This window comes from uncultured Aquimarina sp., assembly GCF_947495315.1.
Lineage (GTDB): Bacteria > Bacteroidota > Bacteroidia > Flavobacteriales > Flavobacteriaceae > Aquimarina.
Map to the genome: position 1 here is coordinate 24,566 of NZ_CANLYD010000027.1, position 16,936 is coordinate 41,501.

At 32.9% G+C, this 16,936-nt stretch carries 14 protein-coding genes; 5 read left to right on the forward strand and 9 right to left on the reverse strand.

Translation table 11 applies throughout. The features are described 5' to 3' along the window. Positions 1–71 precede the first annotated feature (71 nt). The 3 genes from Q0910_RS28050 to Q0910_RS28060 form a co-directional block, all read right to left on the reverse strand. Entirely contained in the window at positions 72–959 is an 888-nt protein-coding gene (locus tag Q0910_RS28050) for a thioredoxin family protein (protein WP_299223994.1), read from the reverse strand. Between the two features lie 344 nt (positions 960–1,303). After that, positions 1,304–1,795 carry a DUF1573 domain-containing protein gene (locus tag Q0910_RS28055; RefSeq protein ID WP_299223995.1) on the reverse strand — a complete coding sequence of 164 codons (492 nt, stop codon included), beginning with the start codon at positions 1,793–1,795 and terminating at the stop codon, positions 1,304–1,306. 190 nt (positions 1,796–1,985) lie between these two features. Beyond that, entirely contained in the window at positions 1,986–3,050 is a 1,065-nt protein-coding gene (locus Q0910_RS28060; RefSeq protein WP_299223996.1) for a helix-turn-helix transcriptional regulator, read from the reverse strand. 117 nt (positions 3,051–3,167) lie between these two features. Between Q0910_RS28060 and Q0910_RS28065 the strand changes: the two genes are divergently transcribed. Beyond that, a complete protein-coding gene (locus Q0910_RS28065; RefSeq protein ID WP_081415682.1) occupies positions 3,168–3,326 on the forward strand; it encodes a YqaE/Pmp3 family membrane protein in 159 nt (52 codons plus the stop codon). Positions 3,327–3,366: 40 nt separating this feature from the next. After that, on the forward strand, positions 3,367–4,125 hold the full coding sequence (locus Q0910_RS28070) for a hypothetical protein (protein ID WP_299223998.1): 759 nt from the start codon (positions 3,367–3,369) through the stop codon (positions 4,123–4,125). 60 nt (positions 4,126–4,185) lie between these two features. Here Q0910_RS28070 and Q0910_RS28075 read toward each other — a convergent pair whose 3' ends face one another. Then, on the reverse strand, positions 4,186–5,031 hold the full coding sequence (locus tag Q0910_RS28075; protein ID WP_299224001.1) for a hypothetical protein: 846 nt from the start codon (positions 5,029–5,031) through the stop codon (positions 4,186–4,188). Between the two features lie 348 nt (positions 5,032–5,379). Between Q0910_RS28075 and lipB the strand changes: the two genes are divergently transcribed. Continuing rightward, entirely contained in the window at positions 5,380–6,096 is a 717-nt protein-coding gene (gene lipB / locus Q0910_RS28080; protein ID WP_299224004.1) for a lipoyl(octanoyl) transferase LipB, read from the forward strand. A 51-nt stretch (positions 6,097–6,147) separates the two neighbouring features. Here lipB and Q0910_RS28085 read toward each other — a convergent pair whose 3' ends face one another. The 5 genes from Q0910_RS28085 to Q0910_RS28105 all read right to left on the reverse strand — a co-directional run bounded on the left by Q0910_RS28085 (position 6,148) and on the right by Q0910_RS28105 (position 11,761). Continuing rightward, positions 6,148–7,176: a hypothetical protein gene (locus Q0910_RS28085; RefSeq protein ID WP_299224007.1), complete on the reverse strand. Its 1,029-nt coding sequence runs from the start codon at positions 7,174–7,176 to the stop codon at positions 6,148–6,150. Positions 7,177–7,200: 24 nt separating this feature from the next. Then, entirely contained in the window at positions 7,201–7,686 is a 486-nt protein-coding gene (locus Q0910_RS28090; RefSeq protein ID WP_299224009.1) for a T9SS type A sorting domain-containing protein, read from the reverse strand. Positions 7,687–7,791: 105 nt separating this feature from the next. After that, positions 7,792–8,292 (reverse strand): hypothetical protein, encoded by a 501-nt coding sequence (locus Q0910_RS28095; RefSeq protein WP_299224012.1) that lies wholly within the window; start codon positions 8,290–8,292, stop codon positions 7,792–7,794. 255 nt (positions 8,293–8,547) lie between these two features. Further along, a complete protein-coding gene (locus Q0910_RS28100; protein WP_299224015.1) occupies positions 8,548–11,016 on the reverse strand; it encodes a ribonuclease HII in 2,469 nt (822 codons plus the stop codon). A 142-nt stretch (positions 11,017–11,158) separates the two neighbouring features. Then, positions 11,159–11,761 carry a ribonuclease HII gene (locus tag Q0910_RS28105; RefSeq protein ID WP_299224018.1) on the reverse strand — a complete coding sequence of 201 codons (603 nt, stop codon included), beginning with the start codon at positions 11,759–11,761 and terminating at the stop codon, positions 11,159–11,161. A 172-nt stretch (positions 11,762–11,933) separates the two neighbouring features. Here Q0910_RS28105 and Q0910_RS28110 point away from each other — a divergent pair, with 172 nt between their 5' ends. Continuing rightward, on the forward strand, positions 11,934–14,027 hold the full coding sequence (locus Q0910_RS28110) for a putative porin (protein WP_299224021.1): 2,094 nt from the start codon (positions 11,934–11,936) through the stop codon (positions 14,025–14,027). 429 nt (positions 14,028–14,456) lie between these two features. Further along, positions 14,457–16,760: an FdhF/YdeP family oxidoreductase gene (locus Q0910_RS28115; RefSeq protein ID WP_299224024.1), complete on the forward strand. Its 2,304-nt coding sequence runs from the start codon at positions 14,457–14,459 to the stop codon at positions 16,758–16,760. Positions 16,761–16,936 lie beyond the last annotated feature (176 nt).

The window sequence follows — 16,936 nt, forward strand, 5'->3', positions numbered from 1 at the left end:
TTAAAAGTAAAGCGAACCAAAGTTCGCTTTACTTTTTACTTATGTTAATCTTGTTTCTTAGAAACTCTTTTTTAATAGAGTGATTTCTTTAACTCTTGTATTTTGATATTTATTTTTTCATTTTTTTGAAATTTCAAAGAACGCTCATAGTTGCTAATTGCATCAGTTATATTTTCAGTAATTACCAATTTATTGGCTAAGCTTACATAAGCATCGGCTTCTTTAGTAAATAGTAATGTATTAAATTTCAATACCTCTATAGCCTCTTTTTCTTTACCAGCAAAGAACAAAACATTAGCATAGGTGTTTAATTCATACAAACTTTTAGAAATAGCACTGAATTCATTCACAAGGTTTTCAGAATTTTTGGATAAGTAATCTGTTCCTAGTGTTTTAATAATAGTATTCATTTTAGTTACAGAGGTGTAGTTTGGTGTATAATTTCCGGATAGGATATCTCTAATATCTTCTTCGATAGTTGTTTTTGGAGATTCTACAATGCGATTTATTTCTTTTCCATCTTTATAAAAAATGAAAGTCGGTACTCTATGAATGTTTAAACCTTCCTGCTCCCCTCCGATACTTTTTTTATAATGTTCTCGATCAGCTTCTACCGCGATAGTAGTTAGTCTGTTTAGTGGAAAATTAACTTCATTTAATATTTTGTAAGATTTTGGCACCTCCCTTTTGCTATCTCCACACCAGGTTCCCATAAAAATTTTAATTGTATATGCTTGTATGTCAGTTTTGATGTTATTGATAATATTTTCCTTGGGCGCGTAGGATTCATAATTTTTAGAAAACCATTCGTTATAAGGAGCTGTGTTTAGTTTTTCGAAATTAATTTTTCCGGTAAGATTGGCAGTGCCTTTAGCATTAACGATTTCTTGATTAAATGCCTGAGAAAATGTATGGTTAGTAATTACTAAAAAAATCAATATACGTATAGCTGTTTTCATTAGAATAGAATTAGAATGGATATGACATTTTGTTTGAAGAAATAAACTTAATTTTAACCTGAGTTGTATGCTTATATTGGTAGTCATTTATAAAACTCAGGCAGCAATAATAACCAGAGTTCGATATTAAATATTCTGTTATTTAATGTTATACTAGCTAAAGGAGTTCCTTCTCCTTTGCGAGAAGGTTAGGATGAGGAGATATTAATAATAAAAACCCTCACCTTAATCCTCTCCCAGAGGGAGAGGAAACTTGAAACCCATAATTATAAGTAATTAGACATTACCTACATCTTTTTTATATTTAACTCAGGTTGTAGAAATAATGGTGTTGTTTTTGATTTTTATTTGCTTATGGGAGCACCACTGACCACGCTTTTAGCTTTAGGAGTTACCATAGCCTTAATTTTTAGAATATGCTTTCCGGCAGTTGTATTGGTGGTGATGGTCACTTGCTTGTTTTGTAAGTTTGGTTTACCATTGGTGTTAAAAGTAACTTGCATTTCTTTAGTTCCGCCAGGAGCGATAGGTTCTTTAGGCCAATCAGAAACTGTACAACCACAACTTCCTTTGGCATTCACAATCACTAAAGGAGCATTACCTGTATTAGTAAATGAAAATGTATGTTTTAGGATATCTCCTTCTGTAACGGTGCCAAAATCAAATTCAGTTTCAGTAAAAGTCATTACAGGAACCGCGTTTTTGGTTTCTGTAGTAGGATCCCCTTGCATAGCGATAGTCGTAGCAGTAGGATTCTCTTTAGTTTGATGAGTACAAGAAATCATAAAGCCAGAGGCAATCATAAGTAGTATTAATAATGTGTTTGCTTTTTTCATGTCTTTAAAAATGTTTTAACCCGTAATAGATTTTCTATTGCTTAATACGGGTATAATTAATAATAGTTTTAGAATTCTGATTCTGAACCAAAACTCGAGACATGTTGATGAAAAAACAATAAAAGCGAGGTGGAAAAAGGGACTAGACCCCCGATGGAAATTTAGGATTGACTATAAAAAAGGAATAAGATTATCTGTTTTTATATAGTGTTTTTGCTTCGTCACGGCTTTCTACATCTATTTTCTTGTATAAATTATTGATATGTGTTTTTATAGTACTAACACTTAAGAATAATAAGGAAGCAATTTCTTTATTGGTCTTATCTTGTAGAATCAAGTTCAATATTTTTTTCTCTTGTTGGGTAAGTCTTCTTTCGGTTATCTTATAAGAATTCTTATGTTTTCTTAATTTCTGAAATTGAAAAACATTCAATAATCCGGATAGAATTAATAATGCAATTATGATCCATAACCAGTATGACGAGGTTTCTTTAGTGGTGATTTCTACAGAAAATTTATCCGTGGCTAATTCCGTTTTGTATTGCTGAACATATGAACTGTTAGGATACTTGTTCTTTAACCGATTTAATAAGGCATCATAATAGGTGTTCTGTTTTAGATCTTGTAAGTAATATGTATATAGATTATTGGATTTGTTAGATAGAAATGAATAAATATATAATTCTGTTAAAGGCTCATTTTGGTTTTTACCGTATTCTTGCAAGGTGTTGAACCATTTTTTAGAGTTTACTTTTCTGTTCGCTTCACTTCTATAAGAGCTAAAAGCATACCGCATATTTTCTATAATAGAATCGACCTTAAGAAAGGTATTACTTCGTTCGTTTGTAGAAACTACCTCGCAAAACACTTCTTCTTCGATAGTAAAAGGTAGTGAGATCGTATCCTCATTTTTGGCAATAAAAAGAATTTCTTTACTGTTAAGGCAGATTCCGTTAAAATGAACAGATTCTTTGTCTTCTTCAGAACAATTTTCTGTATGTATGCGATATATTCTATTCTGAGACGGAAGATTATTCTCTGTAAATACAAAATAACCTGTAGAATCTGGATATACTTTTTGGATGATTTGTTCTGGATAGATACCAGACATTTTTCTATAATCTTCTATGAGTGATAAATAAATAGTATTGTCTTTAGTATCGTTGTCCACATAACCAGAAAATTTATACTGACTCCACAATGCAGGAGAACAAATCAAGAAAGAGATACATAGAATAGTTTTTATCCATTTCATATAGTAATGTGTAGCTTTTTTAGAAACTATCCCAAGATAAAAATAATTTTAAGATAGGGTGTAACATAATAAGATATAACACTACCTATAATTATATTATTTAATTTATTTTTGTTTATGAGTATTTGGAGAGTTTTATTGTCGATTTTTTTTCCGCCGCTAGCAGTTTTAGACAAAGGATGCGGATCAATCATAATCGTACTTTTATTAACCTTATGTGGATGGGTACCTGGTGTGATAGCAGCATTAGTGATCATTAACAATCCCAATAAATAATTTTTTAAATCAATTTCTTGAAATTGAAAAAACTAAATGTATGAAAAAAGTTTCCCTGTTAGTACAGGCGTTTTTGGTAGCAATTCTATTAGTAGGATGCCAGTTTTCTGAAGATTTACATATCAATGAAGACGGAAGTGGAAAGATTTCTTTCAATTTTGATGGTTCTGAAATCATGCAAATAGCAGGTGACAAAGTAACTGAAGGCACAGAAAAAGAAAAAGTCATTGACTCTACATTGATTTTTAAAGATTTTCTGGAAGAAAAAAAGGATAGTATCGCTAAGTTACCGGCAGAGGAGCAGGAAAAACTGAAGAAATTGGAGAATTTCAAGATGCATATGCTTATGAATCCTCAGTCCAAAGAGATGAAATTCGATTTGTACTCAGAATTCAAAGGGGTTGAAGAATTAGGAGATGTGTTCAATAGTTTTAAGACTGCTTCTACTATTGGTAATCAGAATAAAATTACTCCTCCTGGTGATCCTACAGTCAGTCCTGAAGGAGAAGATCCAACAAGAGTTGTATATTCTTATAAGAAGAATAAGTTTAAAAGAGTTACCGAGATTTTGGATAAAGAAAAACTAAAAATGAGCTTGGATAGCCTGGAGCAAATGAAGATGTTTTTGGCTAGTTCTAAATATAAAATCAATTATCACTTTCCGAAGAAAATAAAAAAAATATCATCTGAAAAAGCTATGTTTAGTCAAGACGGAAAAAGCTTTACATTAGAAGTAGGTTTCTTAGAGTATATGGAAGACCCTACCGTATTGGATGTAGAGGTAGAGTTAGAAAAATAAAAAAGAGACGATCTCAAATTAGATCGTCTCTTTGTATTATCTTCTAGTACCTTTAGAATATTATAACACTTCCTTTTGGATAAGTTTTATAGCCATTTCGCGAACTGTATTATTTCGTTTATCACTACTCAATGATCCTAAACCGTGATCTAATAAACCTTGTTCTTGCTTAAGATCATATATTTTAAAAGTTGCCTTGTTGTATGAACCCACAGGAACTTTCTTTGTATTAAAAATAAATAGGTATTCTCCATTTATAGTTCCATACTCATAAATAGCGTGACCAATTAAAATAGAATCAGCCTCTGGGTCACCTTGATAAATATCAAATTTCATTTGATTAACCATACTTTTGTTAAGTTGGCTGATCGCATTTTTAGCAGCATATGACTTTACAAAAATATCCGTATCGTTAAATTTCCTTTCTACTTTATGTCCTTTGCCAGGAAGTAATTCTTTTTCCTCGTCTAACCTTTTTAAAATCCAATCTGGTCTCTTAGGTGTTTGAGAAGCTATTTCCTTGGTTTTTGACGGATCAAAACCGTTTACAGAGAATATTCCAATTTCTAAAGCATATTGTATAACACGTTTTTCTGACAACCAATAATTTTTTTTATTGATAACAATAGTGTCAGCTATCTGATCTCCATAATAAGCACGGAAGGGAAATGTTTTATCAGAACCAAAAAGTAGAGATGATTGTAGCATCTCTTGTGCTTTAAAAAGAGGTTTTTTTTCAAGATCACTTATCTGATAATATTTAGTAGAGCCATCTCCTTTTACTTTTTCTATGTGCGCTACTTTTACTTTGTCAATAAAAACTTCTCCTTTTTTAACTTTCACTTTTTGCGCAGAAGCAAGCGCGGTAATAAATAAACAAACTAAAATTAACTGTACTTTTTTCATTTTGAAGGCTTTTAAATTTTTGAAGTCGCAAATATAGAATTATAAATCAATAAGTTGATGTATAATATTTTTCAGAATAATGAGTATTAACCTGAGTTTCTATTAATCCCAAACTCGTCAGTTTGAGTGAAATTCTGATAAGAATTTTGTATCGAAGACAAGCGTTTTGGATTTAAAAACCTATTCTCGATACCCTCCAGAGGCGGGCAGGCAATCCGCCAGAGGCGAAATCGAATTAACGGTTTTTAAATCTAATATATTAATAATTGAACTCAGGTAATTTTGATTTTTTTTAGAACTTTAATGATCAAAAGCAGAGGCTATTTTTAATCTCGTATCTTTGTGGCGATGAATAAGAAGATAGAAATACAAGAACTGGGTCTAAAGGATTTTAAAGAAACCTGGGAGTATCAAGAGGTGCTTTTTAAAGGAATTCTGGACACAAAAATCAAGAACAGAAGAGAAGATGCTAACTTGGATACCGATAACTATTTTCTTTTCGTAGAACATCCACACGTATATACGCTAGGAAAAAGCGGTGATATTAGCAATCTATTATTGAATGAAGAGCAACTGAAACAAAAAGGAGCTACTTTTTATAAAATTAATCGTGGAGGTGATATTACATATCACGGACCAGGACAAATTGTAGGATATCCCATTCTAGATCTGGATAATTTCTTTACAGATATTCATAAATACCTTCGTTTTCTAGAAGAAATGGTAGTACTCACCTTAGCAGAATATGGAATTAAAGGAGTGAGAAGTGATGGCGAAACAGGGGTTTGGCTAGATGTAGGTACTCCATTTGCACGTAAAATCTGTGCTATGGGTGTAAGAGCTAGTAGATGGGTCACCATGCATGGTTTTGCATTTAATGTAAACGCAGATTTAGGGTATTTTGATAATATTATTCCTTGTGGAATTAATGATAAGGCGGTTACTTCTCTAAATGTAGAATTAGGAGTAGAAAAAGTAGATATAGCTGAAGTGAAAGAAAAATTACTCAAGCATTTTACAAAGCTGTTCGAAGCAGAAATGATACAACAAAAAACCGAAGCGTAAATCGCCTCGGTTTTCTTTGACTAAAAACTAAACAAATCAAATAGGTTGGGGTTAATTTATTTTATATCCTTCGAACCAACTACCGCTTCCATCTATTCTAACATCATTAGGGCCAAAGTTTCTTAAGGAAACAAATACTTCTTGTCCAACATTTAGGAAGTAAATACCACTAACATCTGTTTTTACATCATCGCCATCAACTATTTGAGTAAAATTAACACCTGTGTCCACATTAAAGCTAATTCTAAAGAAAGAAGAGGTTACTGTATTAGATTGTCTTACTACGGCATGTAGATAATAATATCCACTTTCTGGTGCAACAAATCTTTTTGTAGTAGTGTTAAAAGTATTTCTTGTATCATATGTTTTTATATCCCAGATGTCCGTTTCAATAGTTGTATTGGCATCTAGGTCTTTTACTGCAAAACCATTTCCTCTAACTTTAAAAATAACTGGCGTAGTAGTGGCTGTGGCGTTGTCTACATAGGTTTTTACAGCTCTTTCAGTAGGAACTGCATTGTTACTATTATCAGCAAAGGTTCCGTCTATAGAGATTTCATTAACCGAGGTTCCGTTTTCTAGTTTTAAATCACCATTAACATCTAGCTTAGCAGTAGGAGTTCTGTCAATACCTACGTTGCCACTATTCATATTCTCGATATCATCGCCATTAGAAAACCATCTGGTATCTCCAGAAGTAATTGCATAAGGTACCGCCATTAATTCATTGGTTCCGATTTCTGCTCCATTTAGTGATACGGTTACGTAAGAAGCGACAATACCCCACTGAAGGGTGTTAAAGTCACCGGTCACAGGAACTCCGTCTCCGATTAATAATCCAAATACACCATTAGCACTGGTAGTAATTGTATGGTTTTCTACATATCTTGCAGCGACATCTGGTGCTCCAAACTTTAAAGCAATTTGTATATTAATGGATTCATCGACAAGAATATCACCACTTGCATTTCTGGCTACTCCTTGGTAATTGATAAAGTTTTTTTGTATCGATTGAGCTGATAATAGTGTGCTAAATAATAGTGCGCTTAGTATTAGAAAATTTGATATTATTTTTTTCATGATTTTAAATTTTATAAAATGATATTATTTTTTAATGATTTTAAATGTTTTGTTCTCGTTGGTTGAAGGAATCGAAAGCCTTAGTAAATAGACTCCCTTTGATAGCGATCTAATATCAATTCGTTTATCAACGAGTGAAGTATTTACTTTTTGATTCATTATTTCCTGGCCGTTGAGGTTAAATAAAGAAATAGTGTAGTTTTTACTATCCGGAATCCTGATCGTAAAGAAGTCCAATACAGGATTGGGATATATTGTGATTGCACTATCGCTAAACTGGAATTCTTCTGTAGAGAGTACATTTAGAGAAGCAATTCCAGACCAGAATCCTTGATCTATGGATTCTGAATTTGTGATAGTCCTAATAAACGTTTCACCGATAGTAAAAGTTATCATATGAGATGTATTGCTATTACTGCTTCCAGAATTAGAGATTACACTCGTGTCAATCGATTGTGACTGACTTGTTATTGTAAAACATAGAAGCAGGACAGTGTAGATGATTTTCATAATATTATTTTTAGAGTTATGGTTTTTTTTAATGAAAGGATGTTCGCTATCCCTTAACTTTATAGAATACTCAGGTAGTCTTAGGGTATAAATCAAAAGAGTTTTTTAGTTTCTAAAAAGATCATTGATTCCTGATCCACTAACAGTTAGTTCGTTATTTGTTAGATCTTCATCATTATTGTTGTCGTTTCCATCAATAAAAATATCAGAATCATAGTCTAAAGCAATGCTATAATCTGGCGGGAACTCACCTTCTGCAGGAGATGAAGAATTCCAGGGTCTGGAATAAGTAACTGTTAAAGTTTCGCCAGCAGGTATATTTGTAAAATTAACAGTACCAACTAGATTTCCTGGTGCTGTAGTTCCAAGATTTCGTTCATATAAGTATATAACTTGTTGACCAGAAGATGAGCTAAAGTCAGCATCTCCAATATTAGTTATGGTACCTGTGATAGTAGCTGTTCCGGTAAAATCTTCATCTTTTACTATTGAGAAAATAATAGAAGTAGCTTCTAGATCAATTGTTCCAGGATCAATGGAGTCGTTAGGACACGCGCATAACAATAAAGAGAAAAATAATATTGATAAAATTTTTAAAGTTTTCATTACATTTTAATTACGTTGTTTCACATTAGTGAGACGCATAATCAAAAAGTCAACATATAATTAATGTTAATCTGTATTTGGCTTTTGTATAAATGAAAATTAGTCAGATATAATCACACTGTCAGGCCAAGTCCTTCGACCTTGCTCAGGACAGACAAGAGTCGAGATATTTTCTGTTTTATAAGCTACATATTGAAAACAAGAGTCTTCATCTTTTTGTGATTACATACTCAATGAATTTAGACCGATAACTCCTTAATTTATTTGATAAATTAAAATACTATTTTCTTCTCCCTGAACAGCAAACTCCAGATTGGGATCTTTATCCATATTACCAAGACTTATTACAGAATTTCCATATACCGGGAAATTTGGGAATAATTCGGCATTACTATCATACAGGTACACTTTTTTAGATTGTATATCAGTGATAGCAACATATATTTTATTATTGATATAAAATATTTGAGGCTTCGTGTAGACTCCAAAATCAAGCTCTAAAGTTTTCTCTTTAATAGACAACTTGTTTTCAGAGAAAGTAACCAATGTTTTATTAGTAGCAACCAAAGAACTATTTTCATTCAGTTCTTTATCTACTAAAGATATGGTGCCGTCCGATTGTACCTGAACTAGTTTTCCGTCTTTAGTAAGAGATGTAAATTTATTTTGATATTGTTCCCATTGATTTGTAGAGAAATCAACTTGCTGTTTTACATCTACCCTTGTTCTTCCTAAACGATCTAGAATATTTAGTTTTCCATTTTCCTCGGCTATAAGAATATAATCTTTACTTCCGATACGAATATGTTTAGGAGCCATGATAAGATTAGTTTCTGTTCCTTTAAAACCAAAACCGCTAACAATTTTTCCTTCTGCATCTAACATGGTTACTTCGTTGCCTTGTGTGATAAGAACACGATAGCGTTTGTTTTTATCATAATCAAATAATGACAGTGGCTGTGTAATTGATTTTTCGAATTTTTTTGGATAAGAAGTCACGTCTTTCCCATCTCTATCTACTAGATACAATGTGGTTTCTGTATTAAATAAGAGTTGGTATCTGCCGTTTTTGTAGATGTCGATTTGCTGGATGTCACCCATAATCGCACCATTAATTTGTTTTTTCCAAAAAATAGTTCCTTTGTCAGAAATTAGATAGAGATTATTGTCTACATCCTGCACGGCAATATCCATCCCTTTAGTTCGGTGATTTTGCACCAGGATAGGTCTGTTTAATATCTTATTTTCTAAAGTGGTAGATGCCGTTTGGGTTACTGAGGTAGCAGAACCCTTACTAACGTTCTTTTGGAAAACTCCGTGAATATGAGCAAAGTTACTCTCTTTTATCACTTGCAAAGCTGCTATTTGATATCCTTTAGTTGTAGTTTCATCCCATTGCTTTTGTTTAGACTCTTCAACATTACTAGCAATATAATCCTTAAGATGCTTAATCGAACCGACCATAAGTATTGATGATTCATCCGATAGTTTTTCTGTGGTGTTGATATAATATGCCTGTTCCTGCAATACAGTTTTGTTAAGGATATTCGCTATAATGGTTTGTAACCCATTTTTAGTAGGAGATAGTACAATATGATCTTCGTAAATAAAATAAAATTTAGTATCAAATTCAGGGATCAAAGGTTTCAGTAATCCCGAAAAAGTAGTAGTCTCTTCATAACTAAAAATATCAATATTCCTGTAAGATCCGGAAGCCGATCCTGCCAATTGCTCCAGAGTATTTTCAGGAACTAAAGACGTTAAGGTTAGCATCTTTTCATTTTCCATAAAAATCATTCCAATTTCAGAAACTCCAGATAACATTTCATCAAGATCATCAGGGATGTTTTCTATTTCTCGATCTTGAGCCAAAGCCAAATTCTTTTTCAGGGTATAAAAATCATCATAGGTAAAGGAAATAAATCCATCAGCCGTTACAGGAGTTATTTTGGCAACCCTATTTTCTTGGGCAATGGTATTGTCAAAAATACCGATGGTTGTAGATAATGAATCTTTTTCTATAGCAATACCATCAATATACATCGCATTTTGCTCTAGCTTAGCGTCGACAGAAATCCATCCACTAAAGTTCGATAATTCAGATAAATTTTTATTGGGTAAGATAGAGTTATGAATCTCTTTTAGCTGTTTTCCATTTACTAAAACAGATATAGGGTTTTTTGTATCAGAAACGTCATACGCTTTCATAAGATCTTCGCTTACTGAGATCTTGTTTTCTTGTTGTCTAATTGCATTTTCGATCAATATCTGAGATGAAGAAGCAATCAACAAACTATCTTGCTTCATAGCGTAAAAAGTATCATTACCAGAAACTACTTTATGGATAGTTTTGTTCGAATAGCTTATGTTTTCAATAGTTTTTTGATTCAAAGAATCCTTATCGATAATGGAAGGGTCAAATTTTGAAATATAAGTATACTCAAAATCATTTTTACCAATAGGAGAAAAGCAAAGCAATCCTTTGGGTTGGTTAATCTGATCTAATATCGGAAGCTTTTTGAAGTACGTAAAAAAATCAATCCCACTATTTTTTTTCAAGAAATCATTATCCCTCAACATATTCCTGGTTTGTTCCAGATCATTGATTTTTAATATTACCTGAGCATCCTTAGGAATATAATCAATAAGCGTGTTTGGTTTTTCGGTAGTTGTGTTACAAGCTAAAACAATTGTGGAAATTAGAATTACAACTATTTTTTTCATGTGTTTATTTTCCTTTTTATTCTTTACTATTTCAAGAGATGCCATTATTATTTCAATAACTTTCTTTATTAATCATAACAGTTTTAATAAGCCTGATCATTTCGCATACTAGTACTAAATGTGCCTAAGGCACCAAAGATAATTATTTGAACTCTAGCGAAAGCTGTTCTGGCAATAATCTAAAACTTTTCCGATGATATTTAGTAATACCGTATTTCCGTATAGCATCTCGATGCTCTGCAGTAGGGTATCCTTTGTTTTTTTTCCAGTTATACATAGGAAATTCTTCGTGAATCTTTTCCATATATTCATCACGATACGTTTTTGCTAAAACTGATGCTGCAGCAATATTCATGTATTTACCATCACCTTTAATAACGCAAGTATAAGGTATATTATGATATGGTTTAAACCTATTTCCGTCTACAGATATGTGTTCAGGTTGAGGTTTTAATTGCGCTATTGATTGTTGCATTCCGAGTATAGATGCATTTAAAATATTGATTTTATCAATCTCTTCCATGTAAATATGTGTAACACCATAGGTAATACAACAGTCTTCTAATAGTGGACGCAATGTTTTTCTTTTCGCTTCGCTAAGTTGTTTAGAGTCGTTTAAGATGTCATTGCCGAAGTCATCGGGAAGTATAATCGCTGCAGCGGTTACAGGACCTGCCAGACAACCACGACCAGCCTCATCAGTGCCACATTCGATGAGATCAGGTTTTAATTTTAATTCGAGCATGCTACGAAGATAATGTATGAACAGAACATCAGAAAACTATTTTTGAGAATCAAGAAAAAAAGGTATATCAATTGTAAATCTAGAGCGCAATTGGTATAAGTGCTAAAACGGACAATTCATACCATGAACTTTCGTTAAAAAAGTATATTTTTGCCAACAGTTTATTATATAGATGAAAAAGAACTTAGTATTTATAATTATACTTCTTATTGGATCACTAGCATTTGCTCAGGAAGGAAATGAAGAAGAGATTGGTGGTACAACAACAACTAAAGAAAGGCCGGATTTTTCTCAAAATAGAAGGGAGCGTTCTAAAAAGGCTAAGAGTAAGCCGCCTATAACTGATTATAAGATTATCGATCTAAAAAATGACACTACGTTTGTAGATACTACATTAACTATCCAAAGGGATTACAATTTTAATTATCTAAGACGAGATGACTTTGGATTGCAACCCATAAATAATGTGGGACAAACTTATAATAGTCTTATCAAAGTTGAAGAACGGGATCATTTATTGCCACTTTTCGGTTCCAGGGCAAGGCATTTTAACTTTATGGAAGCGGAAGATATCAAGTATTACAATGTTCCTACGCCACTTACTGAGTTATATTTCAAAACAACTTTTGAACAAGGACAGCAACTGGATGCATTTTTTACAGTAAATACCTCTCCGAGACTAAATCTTTCTATAGCATATAAAGGGAATCGGTCGTTAGGTAAATATCAGCATGCATTAACAAGTACAGGTAATTTTAGAGCTACAGCTAATTATCAAACTAAAAATGATCGATATAGAATAAAAACACATTTTGTTTCACAGGATTTGTTAAATGAAGAAAATGGAGGTTTGTCTGCAACAGGACTTAATCAATATCTTAATAATACCGAAGAGTTTAGTGAGCCAGCTGATTTTGCAGATAGAAGTGCTATAGAGGTTAATTTTGAAAATGCGGAAAATATACTGCTTGGTAAAAGATTTTATCTCAATCATAGATATTCAATTATTAAGAAAACAGATAGTAGTGCTACAGATATATCAATTGGTCACATATTGGATATAACAGATAAGTCTTTCCAATTTGACCAAGACGCGGCTAGTGATCTTTTTGGTGAGTCTTACGAATCCTCAGGAGCTTTATTTGACAAAGTGGCGCTAGAGGATTTTAGTAATCAGCTGTTTGTAGATGTTAATAATGATTGGTTGGGTAGCCTAAGAATCAATATGGGGACTTCTAATTATAATTATGGATATAATACACTAGTTAGTTTAGATGATGATGATAATACCATTATTACTAATAGGATTAAGGGAGATGTATATTCTATAGGAGGATCGTATCAGAAAAATTATAAAGGTTTTCAATTAGCGGCTAACGGTATGTCTATCGTATCAGGTGATTTTGATGGTAATCATATAAACGCTTCTGCTGGATATCAGCTTAATGATTATGGATTACAATTAGGTATTAGTACAAAGTCTGCAGCGCCAAACTATAATTTTTTGTTGTATCAAAGTGATTATGTAGGGTACAATTGGCAGAATTACAATAATATTGATCCCGAAAAAAACTTCAAAAATCTAGAAACACAAAAGATTCAGGCGAATATTAAGGTAAAGAATTTTGCGAATTTAGAAGCTAGCTATACGACTACCGATAATTATACATACTTTACAAAAAACGCCGATTCTTTAACTGTTCCGGAACAATTTGGCGGGAGTATAAATCTTCTAAAACTTAAACTAACGCAAGCATTAAATTTTGGTTGGTTAGGTTTGGATAATACCATAGTGTATCAAAATGTTAGTGGAGCAACCAATACAGTTACTAATGGAGATGTTACTAGGACATATGAAGTCTATAATGTCCCGAATATTGTAACTAGAAATAGTTTGTATTATCAAGATCATTGGTTTAAGAAAGCACTGTTTTTACAGGCAGGTGTTACCTTTAAGTATTATTCTGAGTATGATGCAGATGGGTATGATCCGGTATTGTCAGAATTTTATGTGCAAAGTCCGGAAGAGATTGACTATTTTGATGATGTTGATAAGACGGATGAGGCTGGAGATACAACACAAACTTTTGGAGGGTTTCCTCAGTTTGATATCTTTTTTAATGCCAAGATTAGACAGACCCGTATCTATTTTAAAGTCGAAAATTTTGGAGAAGCTTTTAGTCAGAATAACGAATTTTCTGCACCTGGATATGCACCTCGAGACGCTGTGATCCGTTTCGGTCTGGTTTGGAATTTCTTTTTATAATTTAGGGCGCCCGAGCGGGCTATACGTTACAATTCCTCTCCGCTTTGGCGGATGCGGGATTTTCACTGCTATCCCTGGCGCGATTCATTTTAGTCTATTAAACCCGGATTCCAGAACATTGTTCCACTGTAACATAAAGCATCTAACTTTTGTAATTGTTTTTTTAAATGTTCTACTGAAATTTTTAGAGGAAATTTCATAAGACTAGACTTTTTTGTTTCTTTTTTTGGCAATGAAAAAAGAAAAAAGATAAATTCATGAATGCTTGTAAGTCAAAACCTGATATTTTCCAGTGGCTGAAAGATGTAATAGATTTTTTAATGTATAATCCCGGTTAAAGCAATGAAAATCCTTAGTGACTCTTTGTAGTAAATAGATAGTAAGACGTATCTTTGATATAGATCACTTTCTTTTTATAGCAACCATATTATGAGTACTACCAAGAAACGAAATATATCCGTTTTAGGCCCGGAAACTTTTACAGGAATCAAGCTACAGGAACCTGCAGGATATGCTGCTGGACTTCCTGCAGTAAAAGTAGCACTTACCCACGCGTTTAAAGAGATGGGTGTTGTGAAATCGGTAAGTGGTCTTTTTCAAATGAACCAAAAAGATGGGTTTGATTGCCCTGGTTGCGCTTGGCCGGATCCCGAGAAACCATCCAAACTTGGTGAATATTGCGAAAATGGAGCAAAAGCACTTGCAGAAGAGGCAACAAATAAAAGAGTAGATAAAGACTTTTTTGCTAAATACTCTGTAGAAGAACTCTCTAATTGGTCTGATTATCAAATTGGGAAAAGTGGAAGGTTAATAGAGCCGATGATTTTAAAGCCAGATAGTATTCATTATGAACCAATATCCTGGGAGAAAGCATATGAGTTAGTGGCTAAGAAATTAAAAGAATTAAATACACCAGATGAAGGAATATTTTATACTTCCGGAAGGTCCAGTAACGAAGCAGCTTTTTTGTACGGCTTGTTCGTAAGAGCTTTTGGGACTAATAATATGCCAGATTGTTCTAATATGTGTCACGAATCTAGCGGAGTTGCATTAAGCGAGACTTTAGGAATAGGAAAAGGTTCTGTGAAGCTAGAAGATTTTGATCAGGCAGAAATAGTAATGGTAATCGGTCAAAATCCAGGGACCAACCATCCCAGAATGTTATCAGCCTTGCAAAAGTGTAAGGAGAATGGAGGAAAAATCATTAGTGTCAATCCTTTAGAAGAAGCAGGGTTGATAAGATTTAAAAATCCTCAAGAAGTTAAAGGAGTATTCGCTTCAGGGACTTCGCTAACAGATATACATCTTCAGGTAAAAATCAATCAGGATGTTACGCTATTAAAAGTGATTCAAAAGAAATTGGCAACTTTAGATCAAGAAAATAAAGATGTGTTTGATCATCAGTTTATAGCAGCCTATACCAGTGGTTATGATGAGTTGCTAAAAGACTTAGAACAATACTCTGAAAAAGAATTAATAGAATTGTGTGGGGTAGAAGAATCTTTAATTGATGAGGTTGTTCAATTATTAGCAAGAAGAAGTAAGATCATTATTTGTTGGGCAATGGGATTGACGCAACATAAAAATGGTGTAAACAATATAAAGGAATGTGTTAATCTGTTATTGCTTAAAGGAAGTTTAGGTAAACCAGGAGCAGGAACTTGCCCTGTTAGAGGACACAGTAATGTACAAGGAGATCGAACTGTTGGGATTATGCATCACGTTTCACCAGCACTTAATGAGTCGATAGAGAAAACTTTTGGTTTTACAGCTCCTGATAAAGAAGGTTTGGATACAGTACATGCTATAGAAGCTATGAATAAAGGAAATGCAAAAGTCTTTATAGCACTTGGAGGTAATTTTTTATCAGCTGCGTCTGATACGGAATTCACTGCAGAAGCACTACAGAATTGTGAGCTTACAGTTAATATTAGTACAAAGTTAAATAGAGCACACTTAGTTGCAGGTAAAACTAGTTTAATACTGCCAACATTAGGACGTTCAGAATTAGATCAAAAGGATGGGAAACCAAGATACTTCACCGTAGAGAATAGTATGGGGAAAGTACATCAGTCTAAAGGAATGCTACAACCAGCTTCGGACAACCTAGTTAGCGAACCAGAAATAATAGGTGGAATTGCAAATGCATATTTTAATGAAGGACATCCAGTACAATGGAAACAACTTAGTGAAGATTATGAGTTGATTCGAAAAAAAATAGAAGAAGTAATCAAAGGGTTCGATAATCTAAATGTCAGATCAAAAGGTTCGGGTTTCTATCTACCTAATAATGTAAGAAATTTAGACTTTAGTAAACTTCCAGAAGGAAAAGCACAATTTAGTTGTTGCGATTTACCAGAGCATACTTTAAAAGAAGATGAATTATTATTAATGACAATTCGTTCACACGATCAATTTAATACAACTATTTATGGGTTAGATGATCGTTATCGTGGAATTTATAATGAACGCCGTATCGTTTTAATGAATGTTCAGGATATGAATAAACGTGAACTAAAAAAGTTTGATATCATTAATATGGTAAGCTTATATGATAATATAGAAAGAAAAGCATCTAATTTTTTAGTAATACCTTATAATATACCACAAGGAAATATAGCGGCGTACTTTCCTGAAACAAATGTTTTAGTTCCTTATAATCATTATGCAGATAAGAGTAATACACCAATTAGTAAATCTATTGTTGTTACATTAGAGGTTGCTTTGTTTTGATTTTAGATTTATTTATTATTTTTCTGTTTGTAAGTTTAATGTTTAGAGGGTGTTATAAAAAGATTAAAATTTTCTTTAAAAAAGTTGTTGATTTAACGGAAAAGGGTTGTATGTTTGCACCCGCAAAACGGGATATTGTTTTTGTTTAGTTCATTGATTAGGATTTTGTTTGTTTA